16 protein-coding genes and 1 pseudogene are annotated in these 15,779 nt (G+C 59.1%); 12 read left to right on the forward strand and 5 right to left on the reverse strand.

Features of this window, described 5'->3' with window-relative positions:
- Window positions 1-429 precede the first annotated feature (429 nt).
- The gene (locus ACLKMW_RS08630) at window positions 430-1,212 is read left to right on the forward strand and encodes a pentapeptide repeat-containing protein (protein WP_415724109.1); all 783 of its coding nucleotides are present in this window, start codon (window positions 430-432) and stop codon (window positions 1,210-1,212) included.
- 116 nt (window positions 1,213-1,328) lie between these two features.
- Here the strand turns inward: ACLKMW_RS08630 and ACLKMW_RS08635 are convergent.
- Window positions 1,329-1,760: pseudogene (locus tag ACLKMW_RS08635) on the reverse strand (DUF4010 domain-containing protein); the annotation flags it as partial.
- Between the two features lie 239 nt (window positions 1,761-1,999).
- Between ACLKMW_RS08635 and ACLKMW_RS08640 the strand changes: the two are divergent.
- A complete protein-coding gene (locus tag ACLKMW_RS08640) occupies window positions 2,000-2,479 on the forward strand; it encodes an alpha/beta fold hydrolase (protein WP_415724022.1) in 480 nt (159 codons plus the stop codon).
- Between the two features lie 313 nt (window positions 2,480-2,792).
- On the opposite strand, the gene ACLKMW_RS08645 is transcribed toward ACLKMW_RS08640, so the two are convergent.
- Entirely contained in the window at window positions 2,793-3,458 is a 666-nt protein-coding gene (locus ACLKMW_RS08645) for a nitroreductase family protein (protein WP_415724023.1), read from the reverse strand.
- A 52-nt stretch (window positions 3,459-3,510) separates the two neighbouring features.
- On the opposite strand from ACLKMW_RS08645, the gene ACLKMW_RS08650 reads away from it, so the two are divergent.
- Window positions 3,511-3,690, forward strand: a complete 180-nt coding sequence (locus ACLKMW_RS08650; protein ID WP_415724024.1) for a hypothetical protein — start codon at window positions 3,511-3,513, stop codon at window positions 3,688-3,690.
- A 14-nt stretch (window positions 3,691-3,704) separates the two neighbouring features.
- Here ACLKMW_RS08650 and ACLKMW_RS08655 read toward each other — a convergent pair whose 3' ends face one another.
- Complete coding sequence (locus tag ACLKMW_RS08655) at window positions 3,705-4,541, reverse strand: universal stress protein (RefSeq protein ID WP_415724025.1); 837 nt, start codon at window positions 4,539-4,541, stop codon at window positions 3,705-3,707.
- 89 nt (window positions 4,542-4,630) lie between these two features.
- On the reverse strand, window positions 4,631-5,083 hold the full coding sequence (locus ACLKMW_RS08660) for a pyridoxamine 5'-phosphate oxidase family protein (RefSeq protein WP_415724026.1): 453 nt from the start codon (window positions 5,081-5,083) through the stop codon (window positions 4,631-4,633).
- Window positions 5,084-6,173: 1,090 nt separating this feature from the next.
- Here ACLKMW_RS08660 and ACLKMW_RS08665 point away from each other — a divergent pair.
- From ACLKMW_RS08665 to ACLKMW_RS08695, 7 genes are all read left to right on the forward strand, one after another.
- Complete coding sequence (locus ACLKMW_RS08665; protein WP_415724027.1) at window positions 6,174-6,695, forward strand: Hsp20/alpha crystallin family protein; 522 nt, start codon at window positions 6,174-6,176, stop codon at window positions 6,693-6,695.
- Between the two features lie 133 nt (window positions 6,696-6,828).
- The gene (locus ACLKMW_RS08670) at window positions 6,829-7,257 is read left to right on the forward strand and encodes a DUF2267 domain-containing protein (RefSeq protein WP_415724028.1); all 429 of its coding nucleotides are present in this window, start codon (window positions 6,829-6,831) and stop codon (window positions 7,255-7,257) included.
- 4 nt (window positions 7,258-7,261) lie between these two features.
- On the forward strand, window positions 7,262-7,936 hold the full coding sequence (locus ACLKMW_RS08675; RefSeq protein WP_415724029.1) for a phosphoribosyltransferase: 675 nt from the start codon (window positions 7,262-7,264) through the stop codon (window positions 7,934-7,936).
- A gap of 279 nt (window positions 7,937-8,215) precedes the next feature.
- A complete protein-coding gene (locus tag ACLKMW_RS08680) occupies window positions 8,216-9,727 on the forward strand; it encodes a PAS domain S-box protein (protein ID WP_415724030.1) in 1,512 nt (503 codons plus the stop codon).
- The gene (gene fixJ, locus ACLKMW_RS08685) at window positions 9,720-10,334 is read left to right on the forward strand and encodes a response regulator FixJ (RefSeq protein WP_415724110.1); all 615 of its coding nucleotides are present in this window, start codon (window positions 9,720-9,722) and stop codon (window positions 10,332-10,334) included. Before ACLKMW_RS08680 ends, fixJ begins: the two co-directional genes overlap by 8 nt.
- Before the next feature lie 151 nt (window positions 10,335-10,485).
- The gene (locus ACLKMW_RS08690) at window positions 10,486-10,842 is read left to right on the forward strand and encodes a response regulator transcription factor (protein WP_415724031.1); all 357 of its coding nucleotides are present in this window, start codon (window positions 10,486-10,488) and stop codon (window positions 10,840-10,842) included.
- 91 nt (window positions 10,843-10,933) lie between these two features.
- On the forward strand, window positions 10,934-11,587 hold the full coding sequence (locus tag ACLKMW_RS08695; RefSeq protein WP_415724032.1) for a helix-turn-helix domain-containing protein: 654 nt from the start codon (window positions 10,934-10,936) through the stop codon (window positions 11,585-11,587).
- A gap of 267 nt (window positions 11,588-11,854) precedes the next feature.
- Here ACLKMW_RS08695 and ACLKMW_RS08700 read toward each other — a convergent pair whose 3' ends face one another.
- Window positions 11,855-12,028, reverse strand: coding sequence for a hypothetical protein (locus ACLKMW_RS08700; protein ID WP_415724034.1), 174 nt, complete (start codon window positions 12,026-12,028; stop codon window positions 11,855-11,857).
- 358 nt (window positions 12,029-12,386) lie between these two features.
- On the opposite strand from ACLKMW_RS08700, the gene ACLKMW_RS08705 reads away from it, so the two are divergent.
- Both ACLKMW_RS08705 and ACLKMW_RS08710 read left to right on the forward strand, forming a co-directional pair.
- On the forward strand, window positions 12,387-14,939 hold the full coding sequence (locus ACLKMW_RS08705) for a cation-translocating P-type ATPase (protein WP_415724035.1): 2,553 nt from the start codon (window positions 12,387-12,389) through the stop codon (window positions 14,937-14,939).
- Between the two features lie 131 nt (window positions 14,940-15,070).
- Window positions 15,071-15,721 (forward strand): BON domain-containing protein, encoded by a 651-nt coding sequence (locus ACLKMW_RS08710; protein ID WP_415724037.1) that lies wholly within the window; start codon window positions 15,071-15,073, stop codon window positions 15,719-15,721.
- The last annotated feature ends 58 nt before the right edge of the window (window positions 15,722-15,779 follow it).

Below are 15,779 nucleotides of genomic sequence, written 5' to 3' on the forward strand. Positions count from 1 at the left end.
CGGAACTCCTCTGGATTCGGGCGGGCGCGACAGCTGCCCCGCGGGGAACTGGCCCCTTGGCTGTCGACGGAAGTGCTCCCGCTCCTTGCTTGGTCGATTGACACAGGGAAAGCCGGCCAAAGGCATCCGCAAACCGATAACTGGCACCATCGGTAAAATCATTTTACACATCGCTGCGGATGGTGAACGAGCTGCAGCACGAGCTGCCAGAGCAACATTCGTCGCGCAATACGGTGATCGCCATCCGCCTAGCGCGTTCGATTGGCCTGCGCGGAACCTCGGCCATTTGTGCCAGATAGGGGTTCCCATTCATATCGACAGTTGACCTGAGTCAACCCATGGCGGTGGGAATGCTCTATTCTAAATTCTTCCAACAGTAGGCTGGAAGAATTTGGAGTTAGAAGGGAATCTTGGCTACAGTCGATGAATATGCATGGTGAGAAGCTTAAGGGCTTAGGCCGCCTCATGCTGCGAAGTTGCCCTGTCGGCTCGGCGTCTGCCGCAGCTCGCAAAGTTTCGGTTCCAGCAACGCTTACCCTAACGCTTGGCCTTGCCTTTTTTACCCTGATTTTTGCGGGCTCGGCGGAGGCCGCGCATTGCAAGAGCTCGCCAGTGGCTGGGCTGGACTGGAGCCATTGCAATAAGAGCCGTCTCATGCTCGGTGGCAGCGACCTGGAAAGCACCAACCTTTTTAGCACCGATTTTAGTTTTACTGATCTTCGAGACGCCAACCTCAAGTCGGCAAATCTCGAAAAGGCGACCCTGGTGCGCGCCTGGCTCGCCGGCGCAAACGCTGTCAAAGCCAACTTCGCCCGGGTTGAAGCTTACCGGGCCAACTTTGCAGAGGTCTCTGCGGAAGGTGCTTCGTTTGAAAGTGCAGAACTGCAGCGCGTTGACTTCAGTCGGGCGCGCTTGACCGAGGCCAATTTCGAAAAGACCGAACTCGGGCGCGCCAATTTTGACGAAGCTGTGTTGAGGAACACCCGATTTTCGTTCGCCAATCTTTCACGCGCCGATCTCAGCAGCGCAATTATCCAAGGCCCAATAGAATTCGACCGCGCTTTCCTATTCCTGACCAGGATTGAGGGACTGGACCTCTCGGACGCAAGGGGTCTGCAGCAAGCTCAGATCGATGCCGCCTGCGGCGATGTTGCGACGAAGCTGCCGTCGGGATTATCCATTCCAATAACTTGGCCCTGCAGGTTCGATTGAAGTTATCTGCTAGCTACGAGGCCGAAGTAATCTGACTACAACGAACTGCTCCCTATCGCTATTCGGCGTGCGCTGTCAGGGAGGACCCCACCCGCGATTTGCCCATGACACGGATGCTAGAAGCCTGGGGTCAAGGAGAAGACAAACGCCGAGAGGCCGGCGGCAATTCCTGTGGCGACGAGTAGCGGCATCCAGAAGCGCACTCTTCCAGAGGCAGCCGCAATGACGAGCCGTGACAGCGCATTGGCTGCAAGGGCGATAAGCACCGCGTTCGCAGCCATCGCCGCCGTTGTGGAGGTTTCCACCAACCTCAGCGCGCTCAGCACCGCGACATCGACATCGACCGCACCGGAAATCGCCGAGGTTGCCAACAAGCCCCGTGCTCCGACATAAGTAGCTATAATGGCGTTGGCCGTTGCCACGATCGCGAAAAGAATGGCGAAGACCAGCAGTGGACCGAGATCGAAGGGGCTTCGCGCGGGTGGGACAACGTCGTTGTCACCACCGTGCCGGTGCAGCAGAACTGCTCCGCAAGATCCAAAACCGAATGCCGCTGCGAGCCAGCTTGGCGATCATTGAAGCACGAGGCTAGACGGAATACTGTGCCGAACTGGAAAGGCACGCCGGTCTTGGTAATACCACTGTTCTAGGAAACCTTCGCGGAGCGAAAGCGAAGCATTCTGCTGCCGAGCGGCATTCGGCTCGCGTATTTTGCGCTGGGCGATGCCGACGCATTCCCCGTTCTCCTGCTGCACGGCTTCACCGATGTGCGCGCAGTTGGAGCTTAATGGTGCCGCATCTTGGCACCCACCTTCGGCTAATAGCGCCAGACCTGCGCGGCCACGGGCATTCCGACAAGCCTGAAGGCTGTTACACTATTCCTGAGATGGCGCACGATGTCAGGCTGTTAGTCGAGGAACTCGGTCTCGGACCCATCCATGTGGTCGGCCATTCGCTCGGGGGACGGCTCGCCCAAGCTCTTGCTGAACGCTGGCCGCACGTCATGAGGAAACTCGTCCTGATATCAACTTCCGCCGTCCCACGGGAAAGGAAAGGGTGGTTGTGGGAGCACATTCAGGGTCTGCGGGATCCTATCGATCCAGAAGGTGCATTCATTCGGGAGTGGTGCTCCGTCTCGATACCCGTTGACGAAACATTCCTCGCCTACGTTCGCCGAGAATGCGCCTCAGTTCCGGCTCGGGTCTGGTACTCGATCCACTATAAACAGCTTTCCTATGACCCGGCCCCACTGTTGCGGGATATTTAAGCGCCGACGCTCATCCTTCGCGGGGAGAAAGACCTGATCGCAACCGCCGGACATCAAAACCAATTGAAAAGCGGGATCGTCGGCTCCAAAATCATGTCTTTTCCTGGTCTTGGTCATAATTTGCACTGGGAAAATCCGGAAATTTTGGCGCGTTTGCTGAGCGAGTTTTTACAAGACGCTTAGCTGAATGCTTGTTCGATCTTTTCGGCTGGCCAAAGGTCGAACTCACTAGTTCTCGCAGGAATCGAATCCTTCCAAGCCGTTGTGGCCCACTGGTTTCATCGAGGATTGGACATCGAGTCCCACATTTTGGTTAGGCGGCTCCGGCCGCCTCTTTCAGATGGCCGACCGGTTGCACGAAGGTGACCATCTGAGAATCACGCAGTTGCAGGATGTGCTTCAGACCGGCCTTGTCGGCGCCCCCGACGAGGCAGGTGCCGAGTCCGACCGACGCGCAGTAGAGATAGACGTTCTCGGCAATGATCGCCGCGTCGACATGCGCCGCCTGGATTTGCTCCTCATCGCTCGCCTTGTACATGCGCGCCCTATCAGCGACATAGACGAGCACTAGTGGTGCGGTCCCGACAAAGGGCTGCGGGCTTGCCTTGCCGCGGATATCTTCATCCAATACGGGCAGAAGCCGATGACTGGCAGGGTCAAATTTCCCGACCCCACCAGCGTCGGCGATATAGATGTCCGTTTCCATTGACGTGTGCCACGAGGGAGCGGTGTGTCCGACGCTTTCCGGACGGTTGATGCCGAAGGCGCACCATAGCAACGTCGAGAGCGTCGCAACGTCGATCGACTGATCGGAATAGAGCCGCGTCGAACGTCGGCGCGACAAGGCCTCGATTAGGCTTCCGCCATCGCCTTTCGCAGCCGGAGGCAGCCCGGCGACATCCGCAAGGCTTGCGCGAGAGATCAACCCGCTGGCAAGAGGCACGGAGGCCAGGAACAGTCGTCTCGTTAGTCGCTGCATGGAACATCTCCAGATTTCGGACCGGGAGATCATTTTCTAACGGCGAGTACCGATGTCATTGACCCGCATCAATCACCGCGACTGCCGAAACGATGAAACGATGACCGCGCGTTCGAACTTGGCTGACGACCGCGCGCACGGGACAGAGGAACTGGAACGTGCCGCTGGCTCGCTGGCCGACCCGGCTTACCGGGAATACTTCCCCATCACATGTCCTTTGCCTGATGATTAAAAGAGATTGGCTATTCAGCGTGCCATCAGGATCGGAATTGGTGGCTCGTCGAGCATTGAACTGGTGACACCGCCAAAGATCCTCTGCCGCAGTCTGGAATGGCCGTACGCACCCATGACCAGGAGTTCGGCGGCCATGTCGGAAACGTACTGGCGAAGGACCGATGCAACCGCTTTGCCTTGGCTGGGCAAGCGATCCACCGCAACCTTGACATCATGGCGGGCCAGAAAGGTTGCTATATCCGCGCCCGGCTCGGCGCCGTGTGCCTCCTCGCCCTCAACGGGGTCGACGAGCACCAGCCGAACTTCTTCGGCGGCGGTCAGCAAGTCGAGCGACTGCGCGACGGCCCGGGATGCCTCAATTCGGGAATCCCAGGCTACCATGATCCGCTTAGGCTTCAGCGTCGCGGTAGCGCCGTCCGGAACCAACAGCAGCGGCTTTCCCGAATGGAATAGCGCGCCTTCGACCACCTTTTCCTTCAGCGTGTCATGGGACAGCATGTCAGGCCCAAGCAAAGTGATGTCGGCATAGCGTGCGCGTCGGCCGATCGCTTCGTCAGACCACGCGATTTCCTGATATTCGCTCGAGATGTCGGTTGACACGCGGCTTGAGGCTAGCCACGTGGATACTGCACCGCTACGCTCCTTGAGCTTCGCAAGATCGGCTTGCCGTTCTTGAAGCCAAACATCTGACACTACGGCCGCGTATTCGCCTATCGGCGGCGGTGCGGCAAGAGCGACGATCAACACGGCAAGATGTGACTCGATTTCCTCGCAAAGCGTGGCCGACAATTTCAGGTCGGCATCCCCGAGGTCGGGGCTTGTCACGGTGAGCACTGTCTTGATCGTCATTGGCTTACCCCATGCTGCGGTTGAGTATTCTTACTAACACATACGCCGATGCGGTCTTTGAGTTGCATCAAATCGGTACCTAAGCTTGTCTACTCATCTTCCTTGATTTCACGCCCAGACAGCTGTTCTATCCAGATACGGAAGAACACGTGATCGGAATGATCAGACAGGGGCGGCATGACAGTCCTAAGGGCACCAGGTTCCCACCAGTCGAAATGCCGGCTGAGCAGTAACCAGGCATGATCCCTTTCGCGTTTTTGACCGATCCGGTCCGACAGCTCTTCGTAGCGGCCGTCGACAATGACGCTTTTCCATTCCCGTCCTTGCACGTGTTCCTCGACGAGGACTGAGACTTGCGGATTGAGCCGCATCCAGCCGATTTTCTTGCCGACCATGGAAAAGGCGTAGAGATGATTGTCGTGATGGGCGAAATAGAACGGCACGACATAGGGATGCCCGTCCTTGGCGCAACCCAGGCATCCAAGGCGGTTAGCGTTCAACACATTGGTGCATTCGAGGGTGCTCAGCGAACGGATGCGCATTTGCCCGACCTTCCATTATATACGTGAGATAATTGAATCCTTCGGGGGCGTGCCGCGTTGATCGGCATCAATTCAGCCGCCGAGAGAGGAGACTCCTGCAAGGTCGCTCGGCATCGACGACATTCAACGTCCTTACCTTGCCGCTTACAATTCATACGATGTCGCGAGCTTTGAAGGCGGCGGCACGCACGGCATCTTCATGCGGATCGACGACAGCTGGGGCTGGCGCATCCTCATGCCCGGCACAGGAGTAGTAGTCCTGTCTGTAGAAGTGATAACCGAAATTTCGGTTATGGCTCAGTGAACTGTCCCCGCCAGACACAACGTGCCGGGCGCGGCGGAGGTGGTATCTCCAGGGGTTCTACTCGCTCGAAATGGTCGAGAAAATTGCCGGCGATCTTCCGGACCTACTTCAACTTCATCGCGAGTAGCAAGGAGGATGGCTGTGGAAGGCGACAAATGATCTGGAGTGGGTCATCGTATAATTCGTCCGCTTCCTTTCGATCCATGAAGCCCTGAGCAAGCCGAGATGCCGCCTCTGACGGCGGCCATGATGACGACGGAGGCAAGGCGCTCCGTCTACGGAAAGCCTCGGGATGACAACTTGATCAGCCCAAGGCTATCCACATTTCAGTTGGGGCTGGGCCGGGCCTCACGTCGGTCCCAATCCCATTGACGACAACGATGCTTCCATTCTTCACTACTACGGTCACGATCCTGAGTAAGGGCGAGCGGCTGCTTGGGTCATCTGACCGCGGGCCTCGATACCATCGGCCGCCTGTGTCGATTTTGCGAGCGAGCATCTTTGAGTTGGCTGGGCCGCAACGTTTTTTGTGGGATTTGATCCTCATCAATGAGACGAATTGGCGTAAGGGGTTTGCTGAAGTCCTTGACGGATCAGACCTGACCAGGCGAAGCGGCGCGAACGAGACATTCGAAGCTATCGGCGTTGCGATGAACCGGGATCGGCAATGATGTCCGGCAGGCGGTCCGCCGTCCTCCGGCTTTGATTCCTTCTGGGGCAACTCAGAGGCGCAAGAGGGTGAGCCACGGCGTTCTGCAGAAACGTCAAAAAGCAAGGAGATCAGCCATGGCCGAAGCCACAACCAAACTGCCTATCGAGAAAACTCCGTCCCCGACCGAGGCCGCAGAGTGGACACCTTTCGAGAGCCTCCGCCGGGAGGTGGACCGTCTGTTCGATGACTTCCGCCCATTCAGTTGGCGCTTACCGTCGAGAGTATTCGGCCTCGAAGCGCCTCGCATCCGCGCACAGTGGCAGCTCGCGCCAGCCGTGGACCTGGTCGAGAAGGACACCGACTACGAGATCACCGCCGAGCTCCCCGGCATCGATGAAAAAAACATCGAAATCAAGCTTTCCAACCACACGCTGACCATCAAAGGGGAGAAGAGCGAGGAGAAGGAAGAAAAGCACAAGGACTATTATCTTTCCGAACGTCGCTACGGCTCGTTCCAGAGGAGCTTCCAGCTTCCTGAGGGCATCGATGTCGCCAAGATCGAGGCATCCTTCGCCAAGGGCGTGCTGACGGTGAACCTGCCCAAGTCCGCCGAGGCGAAGAATGCGGAAAAGAAGATCGCGGTCAAGTCGGCGTGAACAACTCATGGCAGCGAGGCGTACGACGCGTCGGTGCCATGAGCTTTCGTCGCGAGTGCTTTCTTTCGGAGTTCCTGCGAGGGGCCCTGTTTTTAATCGGATCGGTAACGATCCAGAGCCATGGAGAAATCGCATGGGTGGCACATCGATCCCCAACTTTACGCACGCAGCGCAACAGGCGCAGCAGTGGGTCAACGAACTCGCCGGCGGCCTGAACTGGGATGAGCGGCGCTCGTATCACCTCTTGCGTTGCGTTCTGCAGGCGCTCCGGGACTGGCTGCCGCAGCAAGAGATGGCCGACCTGTCGGCGCAGCTTCCCGCCCTCATCCGCGGCATCTATTTTGAAGGCTGGAAGCCGCTGGAAGCGCCCGTTTGGGATCGCAGCAAGGAAGAGTTCATCGCGCGCATCCAGGGTGCCTTCTCCGACGACCTGCTGAACGACCCCGATGCGGCCGTGATGGCCGTCTTCCGGCTGCTTGATCGCCATGTCTCCTCTGGCGAGATCGAAGATGTCAGGAACTCGATGAAGAAGACGCTGCGCGATCTGTGGCCGGCGGACTGACACAATGTTCCGTGACCGGCAGGATGCAGGGCGCAAGCTGGCGGACGAACTGGAGAAGCTCGGCATTGCCGATCCGGTCGTGCTGGCGTTGCCACGGGGCGGCGTGCCAGTCGCCGCCGAGATCGCCAGGGCACTGAAGGCACCGCTCGACCTGGTCATTGTGCGCAAGGTCGGTGCGCCGGGAAACCCGGAACTGGCTGTCGCGGCCATCGTCGACGGCGACCCTCCGGATGTCGTTCTCAACCGCGAGATTGTGGAAGCTTACGATCTCGATGATGCCGCATTGCGCGATCTTGTCGCTCGCGCGCGTCCTGAACTGGAGCGTCGGCGGCGCGTATACCGGGCAGGGCGATCGCTTGTTCCGATCGCCGGCAAGACAGTCCTCATCGTCGACGACGGTGCGGCCACGGGGACCACGATGAAGGTGGCGATCCGCGCCCTGCGGAGGCGATCGCCCCGCGAGATCGTCGTAGCTCTTCCTGTCGCGCCGCCTGAGACCGTCGAGGAACTGGCGTGCGAGGCGGACCGGGTCGTCTGCCTGAGCCAGCCTGCCCGCTTTTTCGCGCTGACATACCATTACCGGGACTTTCCCCAGCTCACCGATGAAACGATGATCGCAATGCTTCCACCTCCGCAACGCAGAGTGAAGGGAACTTCGCCAACCCCCGGGTCGCTATAAGGAACCTGAACGACATCGCGGGATGCCAGCCACTGGAAGTTCCCAAGTCGGGACAAGGCGAGGACGAAGTAGACGGCTTTGGAGCTGGGCTTTCGATCCCTCGATTGGTAACTCGGACAAATCTGCGGCACTCCATCAACTTTTATTCACACCTCTTCAGATGTATCTTTGATGGCCAACAACGTCGTGGCCATGCGGAGCGGGCATACGTTGCGACCGACGTTCGCAATCGCTGGCGACGTGGCAGGCCTGTCTGCTGCGATCTGGACGGGAGAGGCTATGCCTGCCCAAGAGATACCTGGACTGCAAGGACGCTTTCTTCACGCGGTCCTCTCGCGCCGCTTTGAAGGGTGGATCGGCTATCTGGTGGCGGCAGCGGCGGTTGCCGTTGCCTTTCTCATCAGGTTTTCACTGCAGGGTTCCCTCGGAAACGCCGCCGTCTTTATTCTTTTCGTTCCCGCTGTCCTCGTAGCGGCGATTGCGGGCGGCATCGGTCCGGGATTGTTCGCGTTCATCCTCGCGCTGGCGAGCGCTTTCTATCTTGTCGGCACCGATCCTACGTTTTGGCTGCAGGTCGCGGTTTTCACTCTCGTCGGCCTGGTGATCGCCTGGATGGGCGAGATGCTGCACCAAGGGCGCCGAGCCCTCGAAAAAACAGAAGATATTTTGAGGGCCAGCGAGGCGCATTTGCGTTCGATCCTCGACACCGTTCCCGACGCGACAGTGGTTATTGACGAGCAGGGGCTCATCACATCCTTCAGCGCTGTAGCGGTTCGGCTGTTTGGATACACGGAAGGGGAAGCCATCGGATCCAATGTAAACATGTTGATGCCCGAACCATACCACAGCGAGCATGACGGTTACCTGAGCCGATACCTGACCACCGGGGAGAAACGGATAATCGGCATTGATCGCGTTGTCGTCGGCCGGAGGAAGGATGGCTCGACATTTCCAATGAAACTCGCAGTCGGCGAAATGCAGTCAAAAGGTCGAATCTTTTTTACCGGGTTCATTCGCGACCTCACTGAGCGCCAACAGTCCGAGGAGCGTCTTCAAGGCATTCAGAACGAACTGGCAAGGCTGGCTCGCCTGAGCGAGCTTGGGGAGATGGCGTCCATGCTGGCTCACGAGCTCAATCAGCCACTGGCAGCAATCGCCAACTATACGCAAGGTTGCGTGCGGCTCTTAGACCGGCCGCCCGGGGCCTCATCCGACCAGATGAGACAGGCGCTTGAGGAAACGGCGCGGCAATCTCTGCGGGCAGGCGGCATCATCCGCCACCTGCGCGAGTTTGTCACGCGAGAGGACAGCGAGAGGTCGCTGGTAAACATCCGCAAGCTCATCGAAGAGGCCGGGGCACTGGCTCTCATTGGCTCGCACGAGCAAGGCGTGCGGTCGATATTCAGATTTGCTGCCGATACGGAAGACGTGCTGGTCGACAAAGTCCAGATTCAGCAGGTCATTATCAATCTGATCCGCAATGCCATGGATGCCATGCGCGATGGCGACCGCCGCGAGTTGACCGTGCGGACAAGCAGCAACGGCGACAGCCACGTCGTAATTGAGGTTGCCGATACGGGATCAGGGATTTCGGACGAAATCGCGGGTCGCCTGTTTGAGCCGTTCGTCACCAGCAAGGCCAATGGCATGGGCATCGGCCTCTCGATCTCCAGGCGCATCGTCAAAGCCCATGGCGGCAGCATATCGGCGAGCCCTAACAGCGAAGGCGGAGCGACTTTCCGCATCTCTCTGCCTGTCGCCCCAAGGGAGGCAAACAATGCAGATCGGTGAGTACACTGTTCACATCGTGGACGACGAGGAAGAGGTACGCAGGTCGCTTGCATTTCTGCTGACCGCAACCGGCTTCACCGTGCGCGTCCATGACAGCGCGACGCGCTTTCTTGCTGTCGCGCCATCGGCCGTCGGCAAGGCGTGTCTGGTTACTGACCTGAGGATGCCGGATATGAATGGGGTGGAGCTGCTGGAGAAACTCAACGAAATAGGTGCGTTGGTGCCGACGGTTCTCATCACGGGGCACGGAGACGTCCCGATGGCAGTGGCAGCTATGAAGGCGGGTGCTGTCGATTTCATCGAGAAGCCATTCGAAGACGAAGTCCTGATCAGCTCGATCACACGGGCCGCCGAGAGACTGCACAAGATTGCCGGGTCAGGCGAGGACGTTGGGGCGTTGCGGCCCCGGCTCAGCGAACTGTCGGATAGGGAGCGACAGGTCCTGCACGCCATCGTTGCCGGGCTCCCCAACAAGGCGATCGCCTACGACCTCGACATCAGCCCGCGGACTGTGGAAGTCCATCGCGCCAACATCATGTCGAAGATGCGGGCCCGCAGCCTGCCTGAGCTCGTCCGCATGGCAATTGCCCTGGGTCTTGCCGAATAAACCCACAGCGAGCTCTGATAACGCTTGTGATTGCACTTCGATCATCGCCTTACATCGATTTCTCCTCGCGCTTGGTTCCCCTTTGATCCTGCGCAATGCCTCCCACCACCGATCGGCGGATGCTGGCGTCGGCATGCAGGAAAACGAGCGAATGGTTCTGCGTGGCACGACATTCATCCTGGTTGCCGCCCCGGATGCGAGCTTCAGACATTCGTTAGTGTTCGCATTGGAAAGCGACGACTACAGCGTGCATGCCTTCAGGTATGCAGAAGACGCCTTTGTGTCTGCTTACGTTCATAAAGCGGCGTGTGCCGTCATCGACGACGATGCCGTCAGAGATTGGGATCAAGTCCAGGAGCAGTTCAGCCGGTTCGCGAAGCCCGTCATCCTGCTGGTGGACCAGTTCCGCAAAGCACCCGAGCTACCTGCCATAACGCCCTTGATGAAGCCGTATTTGGGCGCGCCGCTCATCAAGGCGGTGCGGAACGCAATCACCGACCTCGAGTAAGAGCCGCTACGTAGATTCCCTTACGGTTGTCACCGGATTCCAGGCCGCGCCCGTTTGAGCCAAGATGGCTCACCAGCATTGGGAGATCGTCATGGCACTGATTGAGACGTCCGGAACTTCAGCTTATTCCCGCGATCCACGGATCGTTCGCCCAACAGCACCCTCATCGCTGGGCAGCTTGCAGGCAGTTGCCTTTTTTCCGGCTGGGGCCGAGATTTATGCTCAAGGTGAAAGAAGCGACAGTCACTACAAGATCGAGTTTGGGGCCGTGCGTGTCTATCGCTTGCTTGCCGACGGCCGCCGCCAGATTTCGGCCTTTCATTTTGCTGGCGAGGTGTTCGGGTTTGAGGCTGATGCCATACATCACTTCTTTGCGGAAGCGATTTGCGCCACGAACATTCGCGTGCTGCGCACATCGTCCCGTCAGAATGAACTTTCCGGCGAATTGCTGTCGATGGCTCTCCAGAGCCTCGTAAGAGCGCAGGAGCATCTTCTGGTGCTGGGGCGTCAAAATGCCATGGAGCGTGTGGCTGCGTTCCTGGCGGAAATGTTTGAGCGCCAAGATGACCTGGGCAACATTGAATTGCCGATGTCGCGGATGGATATCGCGGACTATCTCGGACTGACCATCGAGACCGTATCCCGGGTCTTCTCCAGGCTCAGACAGCAAGGCGTCATCAGACTGACAGGCCTGCGCACCGTGGAGGTGATGAAATGGCAGGCCTTACAGCACATGATCGATTGAACAATCATGGATTTGACTCCTCGCGAACCTGTTGCGCCCCTATCCTCCATGTTTACCCGACAGCACAATTGGCAGCTGATAACCACCGCCCCCCACGGCGCGGACCTGGAACTGGCCGTCATCAACCGCGACGGCATACATGCACTCGTTTTCCCCTGTCGGCGCATGTCAGAAGGCTGGGTGCGTGCGAACACGAGTGAAAAGATCGAGGTCTCACCAACGCACTGGCGTGATTGGAACGGTGTCGACACATGATCTTGTCTGAAGCTATGCTTCCTTGTTCTCAGGCTCCTTCAAGATCTCCCTCCGCAGAATTCGTTTGAGTTTTTCTTCCTCGTCTGCAAGCAATTTCATCAGAACCCGGCGCGTTTCCTCGTCCCGCTCTTCGGCCAAACGCTGTTGAAAATGCTCGATATTCAGACGCGCGATCAGCTTGTCCATACTTCAAGCTCTAGCGTGAATGCCATTCGGCGTTCCTATCCAACGCAGGACGGTGGACACCCCGGTGGATTCTATCGGTGCTTGCTGCAGGAGACCTATACGCCTTGCGAAAGGACCGACACTCGAAAAATAGCATTGGCCGCCAGCCTTCTCAAGGTTAGTGACCGTGGATACGGGTTTTGTCCCTGGTGAGTGCCGTCAACCGTAGGCTGCCGATAATGCCGCTTTGCCAGCCGTGAGTGACCCACCGCCCGATCCAGGAGTTGCGACCTCCTCGCCCGATGCCGCTCGCGTGCTCAAGAAGCCGCGCCTTGAGGTCGATCAATGCCGAAAACGCGCAATTGGGGTACCGAAAGCCATGACGAGAGCTCTCAGCTCTGAATTGCCCGGCCTCGACGACGCAGAAGCCGATGAGCGGCTGAGATCGGAAGGCTTCAACGAGTTGCCCCGCTCGGGCCATCGAACGCCTCTGGATGTTGCACTCGATGTCCTGCGGGAGCCGATGCTCACCCTCTTGCTAGCTGGCGGCGCGATCTATCTCCTGCTCGGCGACCTGCAAGAGGCCCTTATCCTGATCGTGTTCGCCGGCATGTCCGTGACGATAACGCTGGTGCAAGAGGCGCGAACCGAGCGCGTCCTCGAGGCGTTGCGCGACTTGACCAGTCCGCGGGCCTTGGTCATCCGCGAGGGAGAGAAGAAACGTATCGCCGGGCGTGAAGTCGTGCGCGGAGACATTGTCCTGCTGGGCGAAGGGGACCGCGTCCCCGCTGATGCCCGCCTGCTGGAAAGCCGCAATCTTCTGGCCGACGAATCGCTGCTCACGGGAGAATCGATGCCTGTGCGCAAGATTGCTGCCCACGCCAGCCATACGGCAGGGGCCCGTCCAGGCGGTGATGGTCTGCCCTATGTTTACGCCGGCTCGCTGGTGGTCAGCGGCAGCGGTCTCGGAGAGGTGATCGCGACCGGTCCCCGCAGCGAGATCGGGAGGATAGGCCAGTCGCTCCACCAGCTTGAAACCGAACCGCCACGGCTTCGCGCCCAGACGCGCCGCTTGGTGTGGCTCTCGGCCGCCGCGGGCGGCATCGTCAGCACCATGGCGGTGGTGCTTTACGGACTGCTCCGCGGTGGATGGCTGGATGCTTTCCTGGCCGGAATAACTATCGGAATGTCGATGCTGCCTGAGGAATTCCCTTTGGTGCTTGCTGTCTTCATGGCGATGGGAGCTTGGCGGATCTCCCAAGCGCGCGTCCTTACCCGCCGGGCTACAGCAATCGAGACGCTCGGATCAGCGACAGTGTTGTGCACGGACAAGACGGGCACGCTGACCGAAAACCGCATGTCGGTTGCCGCGCTGCGTACCAGAAGCGGGCGTGCCCTGCACCTGCGGGAGAAACCGCACGAACCCTTTGCGGACGAGTTCCGTGAAATGGTCAAATATGGCCTTTTGGCGAGCGAGCCAGAGCCCTTCGACCCGATGGAGAAGGCTTTTCACAATCTTGCGCGCGATCGCATGGCAGGAGCGTCTTTGTCGCCGCACTGGAAACTGGTGCGCACCTATGGGCTCCGGCCGGAGCTTCTCGCGGTGACAAACGTGTGGGCCCCTCTCGAAGGGAGTTCCGACGTTGTCGGCGCTGCCAAGGGAGCGCCCGAGGCCATCGCCGAACTCTGCCATCTCGGACCAAAAGAGGTGTCTGGCGTGAAGGAAGCGGCTGAGACCATGGCGGCTGATGGATTGCGGGTGCTGGGCGTGGCGAAAGTCAGCTGTCCGAAAGCCGCCCTGCCGGAGTCTCCGCGGGATTTAAGCTTCGAGTTCCTCGGCCTCGTCGGCCTTGCCGACCCCGTGCGCCCCAGCGTCCCCGCAGCGGTGCGCCAATGCCGTTCGGCCGGCATCCGGATCATCATGATCACCGGCGACTACCCGGCAACCGCCATCGCCATCGCTCGTCAGGTGGGCCTCGACGCCGAGGAGGTTCTCTCTGGGCGTGAACTCGATAATCTCGACTATGCCGATTTGGCACGCCTCCTGCGCAGCACGGGCATATTTGCAAGGACCATGCCTGAGCAGAAGCTGCGCATCGTTCAGGCGCTCAAGGCCGACGGCCATATCGTCGCCATGACCGGAGACGGCATCAACGACGCGCCATCGCTAAAGGCAGCCAATATCGGCATTGCCATGGGTGGCCGCGGCACGGATGTCGCGCGGGAAGCCTCGTCCCTCGTGCTTCTCGACGACGACTTCGGTTCCATCGTGAAAGCCGTCCGTTTAGGCAGGCGCATCTACGACAATCTCCGCAAGGCGATGGGCTTCATCTTTGCCGTCCACGTGCCTATTGCCGGGTTGGCTCTGTTACCACTGATTTTCGGGCTGCCCATTATCTTCACTCCGATCCACATTGCCTTTCTGGAGATGATCATCGACCCGGTCTGCTCGTTGGCTTTCGAGGCTGAAACGGAAGAAAAGGACGTGATGGACCGACATCCACGGCCCCCGAACGATCGACTGTTTTCGCCGGCCCTGATCGGATGGAGCCTGCTGCAGGGCACGCTGGTCCTCGTGCTCGTCGCCGGCGTCTTCGTGTCGACGCTGCAGATTGGCATGCCGGAAGACCAAGCGCGCGCAGTCGCCTTCTTGTCCCTGGTGGTTTCGATCGTCAGTCTGATTCTGGTCAACCGAACCTTCAGTGCCTCGTTGATCACCGCTTTCCGCAGCCCCAATCCCATGCTGGCCTGGATTGTGCTCGCCGTCGCCGCGATCATGACGCTGAGCCTGTCCATTCCCTCGCTGAGCGCGCTGTTCCGTTTCGCGCCCTTACAGTGGGACAACGTAACCTTGGCTGTTGTGACCGGGTTGATCGCACTCGTCATGCTTGAGTTGCTCAAGCCTGTGTGGAGCGAGCGCCTGCGTTCATAGAATCCGGCACCTCACCAGAATCGGTCAGGGGCTTCGATTCCCATCCGATTTGACGCGGATCAAGGACCATGACAGCTGTCCCGTCGATGCTATCTACAGGCGGGCGGAGTCGAGCAGTGAGGTAAGCGAGCATGAGCGACATCACGTTGAGACAATACATTATCGACGAGCTTGAATTCGAGCCGAGTATCGATGCGGCCGACATCGGCGTGGCGGTGGAAAATGGCGTCGCCACCTTGACCGGGCACGTCCCTACCTACGCCCAAAAGGTGACCGTCGAGAATGTCGTGCGCAGGGTGAAAGGTGTCAAAGGCATCGCGCAGGAAATCGAGGTTCGCCCCTTTGGCACCAACCGAATGGCCGACGATGAAATCGCCAAGCGAGCCGTCAACACGATCAGCTGGAACACATCCGTCCCGGACAACGCCGTGCAGGTAAAAGTCCAGAGCGGCTGGGTGACGCTCAACGGCACGGTCGACTGGCAGTACCAGAAGATGGCAGCCGCGGATGCGGTGCGTGATCTTGCCGGCGTGATTGGCGTATCCAACCAGATCGGGATCAAGCAGCGCGCCTCCGCTTTCGATGTGAAAAAGCGTATCGAAGATGCGCTGAAGCGCAATGCGGAAACCGAGGCGCAGGCGATCACGGTCGATGTGCTGGATGGCGGCAAGGTCAGGTTGGAAGGTCGGGTGCATGCCTGGTCCGAGCGCAGAGCGGCAGAGCAGGCGGCATGGTCGGCGCCTGGTGTCAGCACCGTCGAGGATCGCATTACCATCGGCTGATGATTGTCCGCAGAAACTCGACAGGTTCGGGAGGTGGAACGGTCAGCTGTCCACCTCT

It is taken from the genome of Borborobacter xinjiangensis, from assembly GCF_047739745.1.
Lineage (GTDB): Bacteria > Pseudomonadota > Alphaproteobacteria > Rhizobiales > Rhizobiaceae > Pseudaminobacter.